At 37.3% G+C, this 18,665-nt stretch carries 20 protein-coding genes; 8 read left to right on the forward strand and 12 right to left on the reverse strand.

Features of this window, described 5'->3' with window-relative positions; all coding sequences use genetic code 11:
• Positions 1-82: 82 nt before the first annotated feature.
• Positions 83-481, reverse strand: coding sequence for a DoxX family protein (locus ELS83_RS01900; RefSeq protein ID WP_216616318.1), 399 nt, complete (start codon positions 479-481; stop codon positions 83-85).
• Between the two features lie 141 nt (positions 482-622).
• Between ELS83_RS01900 and ELS83_RS01905 the strand changes: the two genes are divergently transcribed.
• The 3 genes from ELS83_RS01905 (at position 623) to ELS83_RS01915 (ending at position 3,195) form a co-directional block, all read left to right on the forward strand.
• Positions 623-1,933 (forward strand): MFS transporter, encoded by a 1,311-nt coding sequence (locus ELS83_RS01905; RefSeq protein WP_171593820.1) that lies wholly within the window; start codon positions 623-625, stop codon positions 1,931-1,933.
• A 139-nt stretch (positions 1,934-2,072) separates the two neighbouring features.
• Positions 2,073-2,558 carry a sigma-70 family RNA polymerase sigma factor gene (locus ELS83_RS01910; RefSeq protein WP_171593821.1) on the forward strand — a complete coding sequence of 162 codons (486 nt, stop codon included), beginning with the start codon at positions 2,073-2,075 and terminating at the stop codon, positions 2,556-2,558.
• Entirely contained in the window at positions 2,542-3,195 is a 654-nt protein-coding gene (locus tag ELS83_RS01915; protein WP_171593822.1) for a hypothetical protein, read from the forward strand. Before ELS83_RS01910 ends, ELS83_RS01915 begins: the two co-directional genes overlap by 17 nt.
• A 72-nt stretch (positions 3,196-3,267) precedes the next feature.
• Here the strand turns inward: ELS83_RS01915 and ELS83_RS01920 are convergent, their stop codons facing one another.
• Complete coding sequence (locus tag ELS83_RS01920) at positions 3,268-3,801, reverse strand: YkgJ family cysteine cluster protein (RefSeq protein ID WP_171593823.1); 534 nt, start codon at positions 3,799-3,801, stop codon at positions 3,268-3,270.
• Positions 3,802-3,953: 152 nt separating this feature from the next.
• Here ELS83_RS01920 and ELS83_RS01925 point away from each other — a divergent pair, with 152 nt between their 5' ends.
• Positions 3,954-4,949, forward strand: a complete 996-nt coding sequence (locus tag ELS83_RS01925; RefSeq protein ID WP_171593824.1) for a S41 family peptidase — start codon at positions 3,954-3,956, stop codon at positions 4,947-4,949.
• A gap of 94 nt (positions 4,950-5,043) precedes the next feature.
• Here the strand turns inward: ELS83_RS01925 and sfsA are convergent, their stop codons facing one another.
• Entirely contained in the window at positions 5,044-5,742 is a 699-nt protein-coding gene (sfsA, locus tag ELS83_RS01930; RefSeq protein WP_171593825.1) for a DNA/RNA nuclease SfsA, read from the reverse strand.
• Positions 5,743-5,830: 88 nt separating this feature from the next.
• On the opposite strand from sfsA, the gene ELS83_RS01935 reads away from it, so the two are divergent.
• Positions 5,831-7,072 (forward strand): hypothetical protein, encoded by a 1,242-nt coding sequence (locus ELS83_RS01935; protein WP_171593826.1) that lies wholly within the window; start codon positions 5,831-5,833, stop codon positions 7,070-7,072.
• 49 nt (positions 7,073-7,121) lie between these two features.
• Here the strand turns inward: ELS83_RS01935 and ELS83_RS01940 are convergent, their stop codons facing one another.
• The 3 genes from ELS83_RS01940 to ELS83_RS01950 form a co-directional block, all read right to left on the reverse strand.
• Positions 7,122-7,997 (reverse strand): anti-sigma factor, encoded by an 876-nt coding sequence (locus ELS83_RS01940; RefSeq protein WP_216616320.1) that lies wholly within the window; start codon positions 7,995-7,997, stop codon positions 7,122-7,124.
• Between the two features lie 99 nt (positions 7,998-8,096).
• Entirely contained in the window at positions 8,097-8,765 is a 669-nt protein-coding gene (locus tag ELS83_RS01945) for a Crp/Fnr family transcriptional regulator (protein WP_171593828.1), read from the reverse strand.
• A 67-nt stretch (positions 8,766-8,832) separates the two neighbouring features.
• Positions 8,833-9,324 (reverse strand): superoxide dismutase [Ni], encoded by a 492-nt coding sequence (locus ELS83_RS01950; protein WP_171593829.1) that lies wholly within the window; start codon positions 9,322-9,324, stop codon positions 8,833-8,835.
• 170 nt (positions 9,325-9,494) lie between these two features.
• Here ELS83_RS01950 and ELS83_RS01955 point away from each other — a divergent pair, with 170 nt between their 5' ends.
• The 3 genes from ELS83_RS01955 to ELS83_RS01965 are packed head-to-tail and all read left to right on the forward strand — an operon-like array spanning position 9,495 to position 12,022.
• Positions 9,495-10,457, forward strand: coding sequence for a transporter family protein (locus ELS83_RS01955; protein WP_171593830.1), 963 nt, complete (start codon positions 9,495-9,497; stop codon positions 10,455-10,457).
• 5 nt (positions 10,458-10,462) lie between these two features.
• Complete coding sequence (locus ELS83_RS01960; protein WP_171593831.1) at positions 10,463-11,602, forward strand: DUF3179 domain-containing (seleno)protein; 1,140 nt, start codon at positions 10,463-10,465, stop codon at positions 11,600-11,602.
• 33 nt (positions 11,603-11,635) lie between these two features.
• On the forward strand, positions 11,636-12,022 hold the full coding sequence (locus tag ELS83_RS01965) for a hypothetical protein (RefSeq protein WP_171593832.1): 387 nt from the start codon (positions 11,636-11,638) through the stop codon (positions 12,020-12,022).
• Here ELS83_RS01965 and ELS83_RS01970 read toward each other — a convergent pair whose 3' ends face one another.
• The 6 genes from ELS83_RS01970 to ELS83_RS01995 form a co-directional block, all read right to left on the reverse strand.
• Entirely contained in the window at positions 12,023-12,793 is a 771-nt protein-coding gene (locus ELS83_RS01970; RefSeq protein ID WP_171593833.1) for a LytR/AlgR family response regulator transcription factor, read from the reverse strand.
• A gap of 27 nt (positions 12,794-12,820) precedes the next feature.
• Entirely contained in the window at positions 12,821-13,858 is a 1,038-nt protein-coding gene (locus tag ELS83_RS01975; RefSeq protein WP_171593834.1) for a histidine kinase, read from the reverse strand.
• A gap of 19 nt (positions 13,859-13,877) precedes the next feature.
• The gene (locus ELS83_RS22550; RefSeq protein ID WP_171593835.1) at positions 13,878-14,921 is read right to left on the reverse strand and encodes a histidine kinase; all 1,044 of its coding nucleotides are present in this window, start codon (positions 14,919-14,921) and stop codon (positions 13,878-13,880) included.
• A 121-nt stretch (positions 14,922-15,042) separates the two neighbouring features.
• Positions 15,043-16,485: a hypothetical protein gene (locus ELS83_RS01985; RefSeq protein WP_171593836.1), complete on the reverse strand. Its 1,443-nt coding sequence runs from the start codon at positions 16,483-16,485 to the stop codon at positions 15,043-15,045.
• A gap of 187 nt (positions 16,486-16,672) precedes the next feature.
• Positions 16,673-17,419, reverse strand: a complete 747-nt coding sequence (gene fabG / locus ELS83_RS01990) for a 3-oxoacyl-[acyl-carrier-protein] reductase (RefSeq protein ID WP_171593837.1) — start codon at positions 17,417-17,419, stop codon at positions 16,673-16,675.
• Positions 17,420-17,639: 220 nt separating this feature from the next.
• Positions 17,640-18,377: an NAD-dependent protein deacylase gene (locus tag ELS83_RS01995; protein ID WP_171593838.1), complete on the reverse strand. Its 738-nt coding sequence runs from the start codon at positions 18,375-18,377 to the stop codon at positions 17,640-17,642.
• Positions 18,378-18,665 lie beyond the last annotated feature (288 nt).

Here is an 18,665-nt window from a genome sequence, read left to right on the forward strand (position 1 = left end):
TAATCTATTGTTAATTTATTACCGATTTCCAATATCTGTTTACTGATAACTCATCATCGATAACTCATCACTATTCACTAATCTATTCTTTCCAGAATCCTCTTTGGTTTCCCAAACGGAACTTACCCGGTCCGATTAAAGCAACAGCCAATGCTGCAAAAAGATATAGCGCATTCAACTCAACAACCAAACCTCCATACTTTGTAAAGCTGAAAATTTCGTGAGCATGAGCCGCTGCGGTAGCAACAAACATGGTAAAAGCAATTAATAATCCTGAAACTCTTGTGTATAATCCAAGAATCATTAATAGTGGTGCAACTATCTCTCCCAGGTATACTCCATAGGCAAGAAACTGTGGCATTCCCGATTGTCCTAACATGTATTTTACACCGCCAATGCCGTGCATTAGTTTATGAATTCCATGGGGTAGCATTAGTCCGGCTACACTAATTCTTAATAGTAGTTTTCCTAAATTTTCCATTATTCTTATTTTAAATTCAATAGCTAAAATAGAAAGTAATTCCTTAATAAAATGTTAACTCTCTAATTATTAATTTCGATAGATTGATAAACAAAATCAATTACCTTTGCTTATTCTTGCAAGTATCAAGCATTCTATTTCATGAAAAGAAATCCAAATTTTCCATTTGCACCTGCTAAATTTCCCTTCTTTTATGGTTGGGTAAGTATGGCTGCCGGTACCATTGGCGTACTTTGTAGTATACCGGGGCAAACCATAGGGGTTTCTGTTTTCACCGATTACTTAATAGATGAATTGCAATTGAGCAGAGATGCACTAAGTACGGCTTATTTAATTGGTACGGTAGCCAGTTCGAGCATTTTAACCTATGCAGGCAAATTATACGATAAATTTGGCGCTCGATTTACGGCAATCTTTTCAGCCATAGCGCTTGCACTTACCCTGGTTTTGTTTTCATTTTCAACTGGTATAGCTGGCCGTTTTTCATCCTTATCAGGAATCAAATATTCAATAGTTTCCTTTACCATCGTATCCATTTTATTCTTTGTACTGCGATTTTCGGGTCAAGGAGTCTTAACCCTGGCATCGCGCAACCTAATTATGAAGTGGTTCGATAAAAAGAGAGGCTTTGCCAACAGTATATCAAGTGCCATACAGTCTTTTGGCTTTGCGGTAGCTCCTTTGTTTATTGCCATGTTAATTGCCGAATTCAATTGGCAAAATGCCTATTTAATTTTGGCATTGCTCACCATCTTGTTCGTTGGTTTTGCCTACATCTTTTACAGGGATAATCCAGAGGAGTGTGGTTTAATTCCCGATGGCAAAATCACTGAAGAATCAGCGAATAAAAATAATGCATTTACTCCCAGCAAAGACTATACACTCAAAGAAGCACGCAATACCTGGGTATTTTGGATTTTCGCCTTAAGCATCTGTTTCAGTGCCTTTTTTATTACAGGCTTTACATTTAATGTGATATCTATTTTCGAATCGGTAGGTTATTCTCAGCAAAAAGCACTTGGGGTTTTTCTTCCTACATCGGTAGTTTCGATTCTTAGTGCCTTTATTGGAAATATTGTGAGCGATTACACCCGATTGCAGAAAATACTGGGTGTTTACCTCCTTGCCTGCTTGCTTTCTGCTCTTGGGCTTGCCATTTTGCATATCCCCATAGGCTACTATGTACTTATTCTAGGAAATGGAGTAATGGGAGGACTGTTTGCCGTGCTTGCCTCCTTAACCTGGCCACGCTTTTTTGGTAAAAAACATTTGGGTGCCATTAGCGGATTATCCATGTCGCTTATTGTATTTGCCAGTGCTGTAGCACCCTTGTTTTTCAGCCTGATATTTACCACTACAGGCGCTTATACTTATGCTGGCTATATCAGTGCACTTATGGTTGTTGTGCTTTTGGTATTCTTTGGCAAAGCGAAAAACCCTCAGTTGAATTAAAATACTGGGGTAATATTGACCCTCCGTATTTCATCCTGTTATACTGCTTAGTATTCCCTATCTTGATATAGAAATAAAAAAAAATTCCCTTAGGTGTAATAATCTTTTAATTCTGCCACTAATTAAGAAAAAACAAATAGTGAGTAACGATTTTTATACATCATCGATTTTACCTTATGCCGCTATCATTATTAAGATATGCCGTGCATATACTAACACGCAAGAAGATTTCGAAGATTACTATCAGGAAGTCTGTTTGCAAATTTGGAGGAGCCGAAAAAACTTTAAAGGACAATCGGAATGGTCTACCTGGATCTACCGACTAACACTTAATGTTTGCTTAACCCTCCTGAAGAAAAAGAATCATCAGCATGTGGCAAGCGATTATTTGCCTGACGAGGCAAGTGAACACCAAAATGTTTTTGCAGATGAATCATTAAATCAATTGTATGATGCCATTAGGCAGTTATCTGAGGTCGACCGCGGAATAATACTTCTGTACCTGGAAGAGAAATCATACAAAGAAATTGCAGACATTATAGGTAGTAATTCGAACAATATTGGTGTGAGAATTAAAAGAATTAAGGAACGATTAAAAAAATTACTAAATGGAAAAGTCTATTGAAACAATATGGAACGAAGGGTTTTTAAATAAGGATAGTATTGTTGTACCCAAACTTAATAATTTATACAATCAGAAGTCGAAACACCTTATTGGGAAGTTCAAACGAATGGGCAGGAACAACCTGTATGGAATTGTAATTGGTGCAAGCTTTATGCTTATCCTCTCCTTCTTTTTAAAAATACCAATCATTGGCAGCTTGTTCTTCTTATCGCTAATGCTTGTAGTATGGGCAGGAAAAAAGCAAAACGATAAGTTGGAAGAGCTAGACGTATCGCTCAGCAGTTACGATTACCTAAAGTCCTTTGATGCCTGGTTAAACAATGCCATATCGCAGTACATGAAAATCTTTAGGTTTTTATATCCACTGCTTTTCCTGGCCATTATTTTAGGTACGCTTTACGCTGATATGAGTCCTTTTCTAAGAGAGAGAACCATTGATAAAATCATGAATGATCCGGACACGGTATTATTATTTGGCTTGCCCATTTACTATATCACTCCAATGCTTGTTTTCCTGGCACTGGTTTTTCTTTTCAGCGATAAAATATACTTGTTTGATATCAAACTGATTTATGGCAATATCTTTAGAAAACTAAAAGAAACCATTGCCGATATGGAGGAACTTCGTGCCTCTTAAAATATAAAATAAAGTGCGTAAAGAATACCTTATAGGGTGATCGCTTTACGCACTTTTACTTGTAAACTATTCTTATTTCTTCAAATCGTGTACCAATCTGTTGATTGGAATCAAATCGAACTCGCCGAATTTTTCCAATTCATAATGCTTTATAAACTCTTGGTTAATCATGAAAATTTTGCTGTTGTAGGTATCCTGTGGGTAAGTATTTTCGGCATGAAAATCGTCAAACTCAGTAAAATTAAACGGACAAGCCGATAATTCCCATGCATCGCCCTCCTGGTTCATATACAATAATGGCAAACCATGAGTTCTACAAATAAACGGACGCGATGCATAGATCTGACACAAATCATCAATCAGGAAATTGCACTCCTCGGCATCCTCATCCAGTTCCCTGTAACTTGCAGGAGGATTTTGCTTTAACTCGTCCAGAATTGAAAAATATTCAACCGGTAAAACCTGGAAATTCATGCAGCATTCCGAACATCCTTTTTTACAGGCCATATGCTCATTGTGCAAATTTGCCAGTTTTTCACTTAGTTCACTTACCTCATCTCTTAACTGGCGATACTTTGCCAATTCCTCTTTTGCCATTTCGTTCATATCAATTCTATTTTCTGCAAAAATAAAAAAACTAGTCTCAATTTATAATATGAGACCTCTTTGTAAGCATATTTAATAATTCCATTGTTATTTATGTTATATTTACACTTACAAAACATAAGCTATCCTATCAACAAAACTTATACCTTACCATGAAAAACTTACTACCTATCATTCTATTGTTCTTTCTATTTAATTCTTGCGAAAAAAGCCATACAGAATCAGAAGGTATTGAATTAATGTTCGACCAGGTATGGCAGGATTTCGATCGGACCTACTCCTATTTTGAATTGAAAGGTGTGGATTGGGACGCCTGCTACGACAAGTACAGACCTATGGTGGTAAATGGAGAAACCAGTTTGGATGAACTGGAAAAGATTATTGCCAACATGAGCCTTGAACTTAAAGATTTGCATGTAAGATTTTATGCGGGTGATCATAGATACCAGTACAACAATGACGATCAATTCACAAGAAATTCACCTGAAAATGCTGGAAAATATCTATCAAAGCTTATATATAGCAACAAAAACATTGCTTTTGGCGAAATCCAAAATTCAGACTATGCCTATTTGCGTTTTTTCAATTTAAGCAATAACGGAAATTTTGATTACCTCAATAATATTTTATCAAAACTAAATGATTACCAGGCATTAGTTCTGGACATAAGAGATAATTCCGGGGGAAATGACAATATTGCCAAACAGTTTGTGAACAGACTTAGTGTAGAAGAAAGAGTATTTGAATATTGTAGATTTAGAAATGGCCCCAATCACGACGATTTTCAGGCCTGGCAGGAAAGAAAACTGGTACCCAATAACCCAATTGGTTTTACCAGGCCCATTATTGTTTTAACAAACAGATTTGTAGTAAGCTCAGCCGAAGCCTTTACCGCCATGATGAGTGTTTTGCCAAATGTTACCATTGTTGGGGATACCACCAGGGGAGCCACAGGAAATCCAAAAGAGTTTAGCCTTTCAAATGGATGGAAATATTACATTTCAAGCTGGCAGGCAGTTACTGCAGATTATGAATATATTGAAGACAAGGGCATTGCTCCGGATTTTGCTGTAACAAATACCCAGCAATCTATTGAAGAAGGTAAAGATTTAATCCTTGAAAAAGCCATTGAGCTTTTAAACAATTAATCGGTGCTCGCTACGCACTTACTTTCAAGAGTTAACTGTTTACAGGTATTGATAATTGTTAATTGATAATTGTTAATTGATAATTGCTCACTGATTACTGGCTTAATTCAAAAGGCAAAATATCAGCCAATTCTATTTTCTCAGGCCCAACAAGAGCACGTATGGGGTAAATCTCTACCCCATTTTCATAAGCCTGTTTTAAACTTGCGGCATAATCAGGATCAATATCGAATGCAGGTGTAAAAATGTCAACATCATTGCGTTGTATTACATACACCATTACAGCTCTCTTTCCCTCCTTTTTCACTCTTATTAAGGTTTCGAGGTGCTTCTTTCCCCTTGTAGTTACCGCATCAGGGAAACGTGCATATTTACCATCTTTTAAGCTTACATTCTTTACCTCAATAAAGCACTCTTCTGTTTCGTTGCTTGCAAACACATCAAATCTACTGTCTTCAAACTTCACTTCTCTCTTTACATGAGTATATCCCTTTAAACTTTCAATTTCCTGTTGCTTAACTGCTTCATACACCAATAGGTTGGGTACAGCCGTATTAATTCCTACCCAATTGCCACCAATTTTAATCATCTCCCAGGTATATTTGGTTTTGCGTTTGGGATCGTCTACATGAGTGAGGTATACCTCGGCACCTTCCTCTAAACAAGACTTCATACTACCCGAATTTGAGGTATGAGCAACCACAATTTCACCATTATCCAATTCCATATCGGTTAAAAAGCGTTTGTATCGTCTAATTAATTTGCCATGAACCAAAGCTTTGGGAAATATCATAAAGTAATTTTTAGAAAAGTGATTAATGAATAGCAAATATATATCGATTTCACCTACTTTTGCCTCATTACCTTTGAGTTTTTGAATGATGAGCAGCAGCAAAGATCCCAAAATATTTGTATACAATCCTACTTGCGAAATTGCCATTGCCAATGGCACGGTAAGTTATATGCCTAATAAAATGCTTTCCCAATTCGAGAAAGACCTGGATGTACTGCCCATGTATTTTGCCAAAGAGAAGGATATTGTATTGGTTGATCGCATTCCTGATCAGGAATTTATTGCTAGCATACAAAAAACTGGCCTGTCCATACCTGCATTTAGGAAATTTGAAGCATCGCTTCGAGATAAGGATTTTATCAGCCTAAATAAGGAAAGCCTTGAACCCTGGGGGTGGAGTCCAAGAATTCATCACATTTTTAATGAATTAAAAAGCGCTTGCTCGCCAGCTTTTAGTAATCGTGCGAACTCCAATTGGAAGAAAGAACACAAAGACTTATACAGCCGCAAAAAGGCATTGGAAATCTTACATACTTTTCTTGATAATTCGAGACAAGACAAGTATATCGATAAGCAAGATACAGCGAAAATATGCACATCTGTTTCCCATGTTGAAGAACTGATATCTGCCTGGAAGCAAATTGTAATTAAAGCTCCCTGGAGCTCTTCGGGAAGAGGCTTACAGGTATTGCGCCAATCGCATTTGAACGATTCCATTGTACAATGGATTAAAGGAACACTGGACTTGCAGGGATATTTGATGGTAGAGCCTTTGCTAAACAAGCAATTCGATTTTTCATTGCAGTATTATATCCATGAAAATGGTAAAATAGATTTTTTGGGCAATGGTTTCTTTTCGACCAATAGTAATGGGCAGTACGATAGCAATATTTTGGGAGGCATGCCCGAAGAAATGCAAAAATATCTGCCCAAAAAAGACATGCAAGAATTGGCAGATGGTATAAAAGAGGTCTTAGGCAGCGATCTTGCAAAAAATTACTGTGGCTATTTGGGAGTTGACTGTATGTTGTTCCTCGATCAGGATCAGAAAATGAGAATACAGCCTTGCCTGGAAATTAATCTACGTTACAATATGGGAACGCTTGCCCTGATTTTCGATCAATACCTGCACCCTGAAAGCAAGGGAGTATTCAAGGTGCATTTTCAGCCTAAATCAACTTTCGACCAGTTCCATAAATCGATGAGTGATAAACATCCTTTTAAAATAAAGGATGGAAAATGGCATGAAGGATACCTTCCTTTGGTGAGTTTCACACAAAACAGAATTTTTGGCGCTTACCTTTCACTCGAAAGCATAAAAAAACAATAAGCCCTATGTGAGCTTATTGTTCTGATTTATATTCTTTTTACATGTTGCTTTATCTTGTTACGCTTCCTGTAGGATTTGTTGCTTGAGCGTTATTGCTCATATCATATAGAGTATGATCTGCAGCATCGCTTGGTACCATTCCCACCAAAGGTTTTAACAAGAACGGAGCGGCACTATTATCTGGTTCTGGTTCTACAGATATCACAACCGTTGCTCCTGCCAAATCTGTTGGAAATGTTAATCCTGAAGGTGCGTTCATCAGAAAATCTTCACCTGGGAAAGGAGGTCCTGCCTGGCTTCCACTAAATGCAGCACTTTCGTCAGCACTATCAAGAGAGGTAAATTTTCCTGTTGTAACAGGAACACCATCAATCACTGCCCAACCTTCATATTTCCAGCCTGCTGGTAGGTTTGGTAAGTTTAAAGCAGCACCAGGTCCTGCCGAAGGATCAAGCCACCAAACACCACTGTTTTCGTTCGTGTCGGCACCATCGGTAGGTGTTGCTAAAATGTAACTTCCGGTTGAAGTGGAAAAATCTGAGCCAATAGCTGATGAATGCCCTACTGATAGGTTCGCCTGATTTCCGGAAAAATCACCTGCCAGAATATGAACACTCGATGGTCCAGGATCACTGTCAGGACTTGGTTCAATGGTCAAAACATAGGCCGATGCATTTGCCAAATCATCAGAATCAATAGCAAATGAGTTTTGCGATAAAGCGCCCGATCCATCAACATTAAATATACCTGCAGAAACAGCTTTTCCATTTACAATCAGCCATCCTTCATACGCGTAATCATCTCCTAAATCCTCTAAACCAGAAATATTTAGACTTAGTCTATCTTGAACCAAAACATCATCGTCGTCGTCGCAGGCAGAAAAAACAAATAAGCTAACTGCTGCAAATAATAGTAAATTTCTCATAACAAACATTTTTTGGATTAATACTTTAGTGTAAATGTACCTTACTACAAATCCAAAAAATGTAAGCTGCATCACATTAGTGATGGTTTTAAGATTTTTTTACAAATTTTCCATCTCGCGAATGCGGATTTCTTTTCTTGAGTAGTTAATCACTCCATCCTGCTTTAATTCATTAAACAGCCTGGTAACGGTTTCACGCTTAGTCCCTATTAAATCAGCAAAATCTTTTTGTGTCAGGAAGTGATTTACAATCACCTCAGAACCACTCTCAATCCCATTTTCATCGGCCATTTCTTTTAGGAATTCGCACAAACGGGTTTTTACATCTTTGTGCAACAAAGCCTCAAACCTTCTTTCCATTTTCTTAATGCGCAATCCTATGAGCTTATAGATCGACAAACCAAACTTTTCATTTTCTCGCATTAAAGTGTACATATCCGGAAGTTTCATCGGACATAATTCGGTAGGTTCTGTACAGGCTACGGCATAATCGTCTCTTTTCTCTTCTCCCAATAAGGCTTTCTCTCCAAAAATTTCACCTTTCCCAAGAATAGCCTTCACAATCTCTTCGCCCTCTTCGCTATACGAAACAATTTTTACCTTCCCCTTACTCACCATAAAGATCGATTTGGAAGCATCATCAGGAAAATAGATTACATCTCCTTTTTTAAATCCCTCAAAATGATCTTTTTGATACTCTTTTAATCGATGTGGACAGAGGATTCGAAACAGGTTTACATTTTCGAAACACCAAATTGAGTTACTCATGTTTTTGTGTTTTTTGATTTTGATATAAGCCCTTCCATAATGATATGAAAGGGCTGTGTTTTGTATTTTAATGATGGTGGTGATGTTTTCCCGGACCAAAATACAGGTGAGAAAAATCGTGAACCGCACTGTTTAGCTTCTTAATGTATTTCAAGTCGGTAGTTTGTTTTGCTTTCATGGCATATACACAAATCTGATGCAGAACTGCTAATAACTTCTGATTCTTTTTCATCTTTTCAGCGTCATCGGTTACTTTCACTCGCTGAAACATAAAATACTGAGTTGCAATATCCTGAATCTTCTTTGCATGTTCTTCCTTATTGTTTACCCAGCGTACCAATTGATTGAAGTTTACATTTTCCTCAGACGATAATTCTACAATCATCTTCATGCTTTTTTCAATGGTAGTAATGTGTTCACTCATTAATGCAACACGAACAGAATCGGCATAAATGCCACAAGGTATTTCGCAATGTGCATAGGTATTCTTTACATTACCTACAACTAAAAATAATGTTAGGATGAGTCCTAAACCTGATACTTTCAATATTTGTTTCATAACAACTAATAAATTTTTAAAGGTTTAATTTCTTATTTAAATTTAATCTATTTAATGAATAATTCAAATATGATTAGCAATATGATTTACATCGAAAATGCTTTTCTGTCATCCTGCTGACAATTTTATCCTTGGCCTGTTTGTAATTTCATCTTAGAAATAGAGATATCATGAATAAATACCTTCTTAGTTTGGTTGTTCTATGCATTGTAAGCAACCTTCGAACAAATAATCCAGCCTTTTCGCAGGCTTGCTGTACTGGTGGTGCTCCTTTGTCAAGCAATCTCGGTATAAAATCCTATACCGAAAATGCTTTGATTATTGATCTTTCCTACGATTATAACAAACTGGATCAATTATATGCCGGCAGCAATCGATTAGATGATTCCAATCGGGAAAGAATTACACGAAGTGCACTGCTTAGAATTTCTTATCCACTTTCAAAAAAGTGGACCATCACCTCAATTCTTCCTTACGTATGGCAGGAACAAACCGTTTTTTCCAGTGTAGGAAATACAAAACAATCGGCAAATGGAATTGGCGATATTGTACTACTGGGGCAGTATACCCTGCATAATAGTAAAAAACACCAGGTTTTACTTGCTGCAGGTCCCAAGTTTCCGACAGGAACAGTTTACAAACGCGATAGTGAGTTTGGCTTGCTTTTACCGCCCGATTTACAACCTGGTACCGGCTCGTGGGATGGCATAGGTGCCTTATCTTATTCCCATTTCGGCCTGTTTCGACCTACACTTAGCCTACATTCCCTTTTAAGCTACCGATATAGTTTTGAAGTTGGCAGGTACAATGGCGGCCAGGAATATCGATTCGGAAACGAAACAATTGTAAACCTGGGCCTGTCGGATAGTTTCGTGATAGGAAATAAAATCCTAAATGCAGGACTCCAATACAAATTAAGACATACACAGCAGGATGAAAACAATGGTAGCAATTTCCCTAATACGGGCGGAACATGGATGTATTTGGTGCCTAATCTGGATTTGCAAGTCTCTCCAAAAGTAAAACTACATGCAAATTTCGAAATGCCAATTCATACCGATGTAACAGGCACGCAACTGGTTACTTCATACCGTGCGAATATCGGGCTAAATTATACAATCAACTTAAAATAAATACGATGAAAACAATCATTAGTAAATTGGGTATATTACTTGTTCTGTTCATGCTTTCATGTAGCAGTTCCAGTGATGATATTTCCGATTCACCTCCAAACAATGATACACCTCCAAGCGATCCATCATCCTATTCAATCAACCTTATTACTGATAGTTTCGAAGGAGAAAATTTTGTGGTAATCGGATCTGAAGGATGGAATTTTATGGTGGCTTTTCACTCAGAATTAGAAGGTGAAAGCCTAAGTTTTACTGTTATCGACGGAGAACTACCAGTAATTATGGAAGATGATATGGGCAGCAGGTATAATATATTTGGAACTGCCATAGATGGGATTAATGAAGGCAAGCAGCTTACTCCTATGAATGCCTACATGGGCTACTGGTTTTCCTGGGGGGCATTTTTTCCGGGCCTGGATATCTTTGATAGTAATCTGCCGGTTCAGAATCAGGGAGAATCGGTTAACGGCAGCCAAGACTGGTTAATTCCACGAGAAGAAGTTTATGTGGGAGCCTTACGGGATGCAATTCCTGCCATCGATTCACCCCAATACACCAACCCTAAAGACGATAGCTTTATCAATTCCATCGGTGAAAAGGCATTGGTTATTGGTGTTTGCATCGATAATCAATACAAATCTTATCCACATGCCATTTTAAACTGGCATGAAATTGTAAACGACGAAATTAATGAGAGTTACTATTCTGTGGTATTCTGTCCGCTTACGGGTACAGCAACAGTTTGGAACAGGTTTATCGATGGAGAAGTCACAACCTTTGGTGTTTCAGGTTTTTTATACAATAGCAATGTGGTTCCTTACGATCGCAAAACCTCTTCGAATTGGAGTCAAATGCTTCAGATGTGTGTACAAGGAGAGCTAAGCAGTAGTAAAACAGATAATTTGTTTGTACTGGAGACCTCTATCGAAACATGGTCAAGAATATCCACATCCAATAGAATGTTATCAACCGATACCGGTTTCAACAGAAGTTATAATATCAATCCTTACGGCAGTTACCCAACAAGTCTTACAGTCAATTTTCCGCTTAACTTTTCCGATGACAGGCTACACCCTAAAGAGAGGGTTTTGGGAGTTATCGTAAATGAAAAGGCGAAGGCTTACCGTTTTGAATCATTTAAATAAGATGCAATTGAAACAGGCATGAAAAAGAAAAAAATGATACGAATAATTATTGGAGGAGCTGTGGCAAGTGCTATTCTAACCAGCCTTCTCTATGGATTTGTCTTTACCAATTACCTGGCAGAGGAACTGGCAATTCCATGGACAAGCTTTCGCCATCAAATACTCATGATCGATTGGACATGTTTATTCCTGGGCTCTTTTGCTACAGCTCTGCTCCTTGGCTTTGGTGTGAACCAACTTAGTGCCGGCAAAGGTGTTCTGCTTGGCGGAACTACTGGTTTATTTCTTGTACTGATCGGCATGCTTACCGGTGTACAATTTATTGGCACCGGTTATTACCTCTTATGCTACCTAATTTGGGGTTGGATATTGGGAACAATTATCCACAAAAGAAAACAATTGATTATCCGTCAGTTTTAATCAACTGCCGCTAAACCAATTCTTGAAATTGTTAACCTTCTCTCTGCTCACAATTAGTTCTCGTTCGCAATCTGTTTTTAAAACCACCTTTAAACGAGAATTCGAATGTACAAGCACATCATTAATGGCATTGATATTTACAATAAAGGAACGACTGATGCGATAAAACTGTTTTGGGTCGAGCAAATCCTGTAACTCTTCCATTTTGTAGTCGATGATATATCTTTTGCCATCGCTCAATAAAATAAAAACATCACGCCCTTCGGCGTAAAACAATTCGGTATCATCCGCTTTGAACGATTTCAGCTTTTCTCCCACTTTCACCATAAAACGGGTTTTATAATCCTTTTGGATATTGGCCAATGCCTCGCTCAATTCTTCGATACTCTTTATGGATTTTGCTCCAAAAGATTCCTTCATGCTCTCATATTTCTTCAAGGCATCGTACAAATTATCGAAAGTAACTGGCTTTAAAAGGTAATCTACACTGTTTAGTTTAAAGGCATTTAGAGCATATTCGTTATAGGCGGTGGTAAAAATAATTGGGGTTTTTACCTGTACCCTATTGAAGATTTCAAAGCTCAATCCATCCACCAAATGAATATCCAGAAAAATCAGATCTGCTACATTTTCGGGGTTTCCCAGCCATATAGACGATTCTGTAATGGATTCAAATCGATCGATTACCTGAATTTGCGGATCGTATTTATGCAATAGTCTTTCCAACTTATCAGCTGCTAAAACTTCATCTTCAATTATTATAACCTTCATTTTGTGGTGCAGTGTATCTGGTATTTGTTAGTCTTCTAAATTAATTTTAGGAATCGAAACCTTAATGCTTTGGCCAACTCGTTCCCAAACGAAAGATTTATTGGTATAAAAGCTTAATGCCTTCTGTATGGCCTCCTTTAGCTTCTTAAATTTCGGCAGAGGAGTCAACCTTTCCGACGAAAGAAATTCAAAAATCAAATCCCCTTCATCCTGGCTGATTTCAATTTTCAATTCTGTATTGATATCTACCTGTTGCCCATATTCAATGAGTTGTACCGTTTGTAAAATCATATTGGGAACAACATTTACCTTGTTCAATTCATCCAGGTTCCAATTTACAATTAAATTGTCTGAATAATGGTAGTTTCTGAGTTTTATGTACTCATCAATTTTCAGCTTTTCCTCTTCAAGGCTAATAATTTCGGAGTAACGATTCCCCAATATTCTTCTGTAAAACAAGGCCAAATGATCGATATACTGCTCGGCATGCTCCACATCATCTTTTCGAATTAAGCTGATAACACTCTCGAGCGATTCGTACAAAAAATCAGGATTCAATTTGTTTTTAAAAACTTCCAGCTCGAACTCAATGCTTTTTCTGTTCATTTCTTCCTTCTCGAGAAGCAGAGAGTTTTGCCTGTCTAAAAATCGAATGCTCAAATAAAAGAGATGGAATAGAATTCCTACCAAAATAAATATAATGAGGAAGGAAACTAATTCAGCCGAGAATTCGTTAATTCCAATTACAAGTTTAAAATAGACTGCAAATAAGAAATAGATCAGGCCAATCGTAATCAAAAAACTTCCTGTATAAACCACCGAATACTTCAGCAGTTTATTTTTTGCCAATGCTTTTATTTTTTCTGTTTTGATCAACCAAAATCGGTAGGATTCAAACAAGCATGCAGTTACAAAAACCAGGAATATTAATTCTTCAGGACTAAAGTTATTACTGATTTCGGACAAACGGTCGAAAATCAAAAGCATTAAAAGATATACCAGTATGGCCACGATTGGTGGGGCAAGCAGGCGGTATATATTGTTATTTAAATAATTGGCTTTCATAGGTGCAAGGTCTAACAAATTAGTTACTCACAGATTGTAAAATCAAAGGCAGACTTACCTTAAAATGCTCATTCTTATCCAGCAAAATACTGTCGTTGGTAAAGAAAGAATATCTTTTTCTGATATTTTCAATCCCAATCTGAAAGGATTCAGGCTGTTCTCGCAATGGGTTGATATTGTTCTTTACACAAAGGTAATTGTTATCGATCTCGATATCTACCGATAAGGGTGAGGTTTGCGAAATGAGGTTGTGTTTGATGGCATTTTCCACAAGCATTTGAACCGAAAGTGGCGGAACGTAAGACTCCATTGCATTCTCCGGAATATTAATCTTCAACTCGTAGGCTTCCTGAAATCTTACCTGCAATAAGTAGTTGTACGATTGAACAAAATCCAATTCCTTCTGCAGAGGGATCAATGGCCTGTTGTTCTGCTTGAAAATAAATCGATAGCTTTCGGCAAACATTCGAATAAATTTCTCGGCCACTTCTTTATCCTTATACAACAATGAGGAGATTGTATTCAGTGAATTAAAAAGAAAATGGGGATTCAATTGAGATTTTAAAGCCTCGAATTGTAAATTCAGCTGATTGCTCATCAATTCTACCGATCGGATTTCCTCTTCTCGCATCTGGGTGAAGGAATAGATCATAAAATCGATGATACAATATACCAATACTACCAGGAACAGAATTAAAAGTGTTTTAAATATTTCATCGTTATAAATCAACCAAAACTGTGAATAGCTTAGATCTCCGCGAAGCGAAATCAAAAACATTTCAGAATAGATGGCTATCAGGATCAAGCCAATAACATACAAGGCAGAACACTGAATGAGAAAACGAATGGTATGGCGCTGTTTCCAGCTCACCAATTGATTCAAATATTTGCCTACCAAAAGTGTAGATACACCTGCCCATAGTCCAAAAACAGCACTTGGAAGGTATCCGGTTAGCTTGTATTCAAAGCCTGGCAATTCTCCTACATAACTATAAAACGCCAGCATATAACAAAGCATTCCAAGTATAGGACTGATGATGATAAAACGGAGATTTTTATTCACTTTGTACGAGTTTCTCTGAATTTTCAATTAAAGATACGGCATTGATCTTTTTGAATGATAATCAATTCATATTTATTCGACCTATCGGGATTTTCACCCGATAAATCGAATTGTAGGTTTTTTATCTGTTCGGTCTGTTTCGAGAGTAGATGGCTTTCATCACTTTGCCATACTCATATTCAGAGCTGATTTCCTGGGTTGCATCAATCAGGGCATCACGAATTTCATCATCTTCCACATCCATTTTTTGACTTGCCATGGTCAGAAATCTTGCCAATTCGTAATTAGACGTGATGTTCTTCGATTTTTCGATCAGTTTCAAATGCTGCTTTTTGGTCAAATTACCTCTTAGCAAAAGTGTTTTGTAAAACTGGCTCAATTCATAACTCGATGAGATGTCGTCGGAAGCTTCTAGTAAGAAATCGAATCGCTCGCTACCCAAACCTTCGTAATCCACAAGCTGACTTAAAATTCCTTTGTAAGTATAATCGGAACTTACATTATCCAGAAGTGCAGTAAATTCATTTAAGTTCGATTGGTCAATCATCTCTTCGCGAATCATGGAGTTAATGATTTGTCCCATTTCATAGTCGGATGATACAGACTCAGTTAACTCGATAATTTTATCTACATTGCCCGTCGACAAACCTTTTTCTTTAATCAATGATTTGATAATTTGCGATTTTTCGTAGCTCGATGACAACTCTTCGACCTCATCTAACAATGCATTTAATTGCTTTTCTGTTAGTTTATCATCGGCCAAAGCCAGTTTCATGATATTCGATTTCTCGTAAGATGAACTCATGTCGCTCATGGCTTCGATAAAATGAGTGAAGTTTTCTTCGTTTAGCTCATTTAGTTTGTATACCGATTTTAAAATCTGCGACAACTCATAGCTCGAAGATATTTCTTCCAAACTGTTAAAAAACTCTGCTGATATCTCGGGATCTTTAATAAATACCGGATTGTATTTTTTGTAAATCTGCGACAGTTCGTAATCAGAATTGATTCGGTATGGAAACTCACGAATCAGGCTTCGTAGTTCATTCTTGCTTAGGGTATTGTTCTTCAACAAGTATTTTACCATGCGCGAGCGGTAGTAATCGCTTTCGGTTTCTTCCAGCTCTTTCAAAAAGCCAGTTACACCCGATTTTTTATAGGTTTTGTTCACCCTGTTTTCAAGGTCCAAACCAGAATTTCTTACGATATCCGGAAGCATTTTCTTCATCCAGGCTCTTCCTTTGGGTTCGAAATCGACCTCTTTGCTTCCTTCAAAATAGCGGTAGTTAATTCTACCCTCATCAGACCTGATGTAGAGTTTGCGTCTCATACCAAAGCTAACCATGCTAATTTTAATGTATGCATCGTCAGACATTGCAACAATATCGGTATAGTTATCGTTGAATTCAATATCTCCATTGGTCGAGATTTTAATGTTCTCAACTCGCCAATTGTTGTTTTTGGTAATTACGATGTCCCAATCACCATTGCCAGCGGTACACGATAATGTCGACAACATTACGATCGCTACCAGGCTTAGTAAAAATTGTAGATGTTTTTTCATATGCTTGTATATTATCCTCATGACTGAATTGTTATTATTCTACGATACAATATTCCGAATAAAGAGTACAAGAAAAAAACAAATTGACATCAACTGTAGAATGGATGTAGTGAATTGTAATAAGAAAGTATCGAGCAAAAAAAAGCCATCTCAGAAGAGATGGCTCATATCTTAAATGCAAGTGTTCTTACATGTTCATACCACCACAAACGTGAAGTGTTTGACCTGTTACGTACGATGACAAATCAGATCCCAAGTAAACACAAGTTTGAGCGATTTCTTCAGGAGTACCACCACGTTTCAATGGAATCTTTCCTGCCCACTCTTTCACTACATCTTCAGGTAATTTACCAGTCATTTCGGTAATAATAAAACCTGGAGCAATTGCATTAGAACGGATACCTCTTGATCCCAATTCTTTTGCAACCGACTTGGTGAAACCAATGATACCAGCTTTTGAAGCTGAATAGTTAGCCTGACCAGCGTTACCACTAACACCAACAACTGAACTCATGTTGATGATAGAACCGCTACGTTGCTTTAACATGGTTCTTTGAGCTGCTTTGGTAAAGTTAAAAACAGATTTCAAGTTTACGTTGATTACTGCATCCCACTGCTCTTCAGTCATACGCATTAATAAAGTATCCTGAGTGATACCAGCATTGTTAACCAAGATATCAATTGCACCAAATTCCTTAACAATTTCAGCAACTACTTTATCTGTATCTGCAAAGTTACTTGCGTCAGAGGCATATCCTTTTACTTTAACTCCGAATTCAGCAATTTCTTTTTCAGTTTCCATTGCTTGTTCGTTGTAGAACAAATCAGTAAAAGCAACATTACAACCTTGTTTTGCAAATTCAATTGCAACCGCTTTACCAATACCGCGAGAAGCACCGGTAACAATCGCTGTTTTTCCTTCTAATAACTTCATGTGAAATTCTATTTTTATTAAAAATATATTCTTAATTGAGGATGATTTTCGTGTTGGCAACAAAGCACAATCACCAAAATCGCTAACAAATATAAAATATTTTCGACGATATCTGCTTTTGTTTATGTCTCATAAAAAATCCAAGCCTTCGCATCATCTTAAACAAAGCAAAATAAGTTCGAACTAGAAGCCAGAAATACAACAGCTTACAAGAGCACTATTACGAAATCAATTCATCAATCTCCATTAAAATTTCACTGGCTTTTCCTTGAAGAAAAAAATCAGTAATTGATTCGGTGTAGTTCGATTCTTCGGTATTGATTTCGATAACCACTGCCCCATTTCGTTTCGCTTCTGTAGGAATCGTGGCTGCGGGCATTACCTCTCCGGTGGTTCCAATTACCAATACAACATCGGCATTTCTGGCGGCCTGTAAAGATTTTCGATAGGCAGTTTCAGGAATTCCCTCTCCAAAAAAAACAAAATCGGGCTTCAAAATTTTCTTATCGTTCACACATTTTGGAGGTAATTCATCCAGGTTTACTTCGGAAGGCACATAGTTTTTGCCACACTGCAAACACACCAGCTTTTGCGAATTTCCATGAAATTCATAAACCGTTTTCGAACCAGCTTCCTGGTGCAGGTTATCGATATTCTGAGTAACCACAGCCTTTAGCAGACCTTTTTCCTCGAAGTTTGCCAGCACTTTATGAGCGCCATTGTATTTTGCTTCGCCAAAAAAGTCGTAGAATATCGATTTAATGGCTAGCCACGAATCTTTTGGGTTGAGATGAAAATAATCAAGATCCAGGCATTTCGGATCACATCGGCTCCACAATCCATCTGGTCCACGAAATGGTGGAATTCCACTTTCAACCGAAATACCCGCCCCGGTAAAAGCAATCATCGATTTTGAATTGGAAATGATCTCAGCAACTTTTTGTAAATCTTCTTTCATGCTTGATATCAATATTTATCGGTAATAATACTTGTAAATACGAACTGAAATTCACGAAAAATTTCAGTTTTAGAAATATTTTATCAAGTTTTTATCCTTGATTTTCTGACACTTACAACAAGTAACGATTTTTTAACATTGCTGTAATATTCCTGTAACATTAGTATTCTAACATTGCAGTGTGAAAAGATACAAGTTACATCAATTTCACACTATGTAATGTATCGACTTAAAGATTTTTAAAAATAAAAATTCTAAAAACAATCGTTTTTTAAACTAAAATTTAAA

The sequence above is a fragment of the Marinifilum caeruleilacunae genome, assembly GCF_013141825.1.
In the GTDB taxonomy this organism is placed as follows: Bacteria; Bacteroidota; Bacteroidia; order Bacteroidales; family Marinifilaceae; genus Marinifilum; species Marinifilum caeruleilacunae.

Bases quoted from the DNA above. Each gene is read 5' to 3' on its own strand.
- ELS83_RS01905 (WP_171593820.1), top strand. From the start codon at position 623: ATGAAAAGAAATCCAAATTTTCCATTTGCACCTGCTAAATTTCCCTTC.
- ELS83_RS01945 (WP_171593828.1), bottom strand. From the start codon at position 8,765: ATGAGTAACTCAATTTGGTGTTTCGAAAATGTAAACCTGTTTCGAATC.
- ELS83_RS01970 (WP_171593833.1), bottom strand. From the start codon at position 12,793: ATGAAGGTTATAATAATTGAAGATGAAGTTTTAGCAGCTGATAAGTTG.
- ELS83_RS01960 (WP_171593831.1), top strand. From the start codon at position 10,463: ATGAAAACAATCATTAGTAAATTGGGTATATTACTTGTTCTGTTCATG.
- ELS83_RS01950 (WP_171593829.1), bottom strand. From the start codon at position 9,324: ATGAAACAAATATTGAAAGTATCAGGTTTAGGACTCATCCTAACATTA.
- sfsA (WP_171593825.1), bottom strand. From the start codon at position 5,742: ATGATATTTCCCAAAGCTTTGGTTCATGGCAAATTAATTAGACGATAC.
- fabG (WP_171593837.1), bottom strand. From the start codon at position 17,419: ATGAAGTTATTAGAAGGAAAAACAGCGATTGTTACCGGTGCTTCTCGC.
- ELS83_RS01920 (WP_171593823.1), bottom strand. From the start codon at position 3,801: ATGAACGAAATGGCAAAAGAGGAATTGGCAAAGTATCGCCAGTTAAGA.
- ELS83_RS01955 (WP_171593830.1), top strand. From the start codon at position 9,495: ATGAATAAATACCTTCTTAGTTTGGTTGTTCTATGCATTGTAAGCAAC.
- ELS83_RS01925 (WP_171593824.1), top strand. From the start codon at position 3,954: ATGAAAAACTTACTACCTATCATTCTATTGTTCTTTCTATTTAATTCT.
- ELS83_RS01935 (WP_171593826.1), top strand. From the start codon at position 5,831: ATGAGCAGCAGCAAAGATCCCAAAATATTTGTATACAATCCTACTTGC.
- ELS83_RS01900 (WP_216616318.1), bottom strand. From the start codon at position 481: ATGGAAAATTTAGGAAAACTACTATTAAGAATTAGTGTAGCCGGACTA.
- ELS83_RS01975 (WP_171593834.1), bottom strand. From the start codon at position 13,858: ATGAAAGCCAATTATTTAAATAACAATATATACCGCCTGCTTGCCCCA.
- ELS83_RS01985 (WP_171593836.1), bottom strand. From the start codon at position 16,485: ATGAAAAAACATCTACAATTTTTACTAAGCCTGGTAGCGATCGTAATG.
- ELS83_RS01995 (WP_171593838.1), bottom strand. From the start codon at position 18,377: ATGAAAGAAGATTTACAAAAAGTTGCTGAGATCATTTCCAATTCAAAA.
- ELS83_RS01940 (WP_216616320.1), bottom strand. From the start codon at position 7,997: ATGAGAAATTTACTATTATTTGCAGCAGTTAGCTTATTTGTTTTTTCT.
- ELS83_RS01965 (WP_171593832.1), top strand. From the start codon at position 11,636: ATGATACGAATAATTATTGGAGGAGCTGTGGCAAGTGCTATTCTAACC.
- ELS83_RS01915 (WP_171593822.1), top strand. From the start codon at position 2,542: ATGGAAAAGTCTATTGAAACAATATGGAACGAAGGGTTTTTAAATAAG.